Annotated in this window: 1 pseudogene; it reads right to left on the minus strand. The window is 70.5% G+C overall.

The annotated features are described in order from the left end of the window. Positions 1–359 (minus strand): annotated as a pseudogene (locus C6N31_RS42640) (ABC transporter ATP-binding protein); the annotation flags it as partial.

The following is a 359-nucleotide window of genomic DNA, read 5'->3' on the forward strand; positions in this document are numbered from 1 at the left end:
GGTGAAGACGAACGACCGTGCGACGAGGACCAGTCCGGCGAAACTGTCGCGGGCCATCTCCGTCTGATTGGTCAGCTGGGAGACGGCGGCGCTGTCCGCGGCGCGACCGCTGTCGTCGAGCGACCGGGTCACCGCCCGGGTGACGACGGAGCGTACGAGGCCGTCGCGGAGCGGTTCGACGAGGTCGGCGAGGCCCCGGAAAACCTGCCGGGTGGCTAGACCGCTGACGACGATGGCGCCTGCGGCGGCGGCGAGCCACCACAGTCCGGTATCGGTACGGCCGGCGAGGAAACCGCTGTCCAGGGCTCTGGCGACACCGTAGCCGCTAAGGAAGGTCTGCGCCGACTCCAGGAGCGACC

The organism is Streptomyces fildesensis (assembly GCF_016107395.1).
GTDB lineage: Bacteria > Actinomycetota > Actinomycetes > Streptomycetales > Streptomycetaceae > Actinacidiphila > Actinacidiphila fildesensis.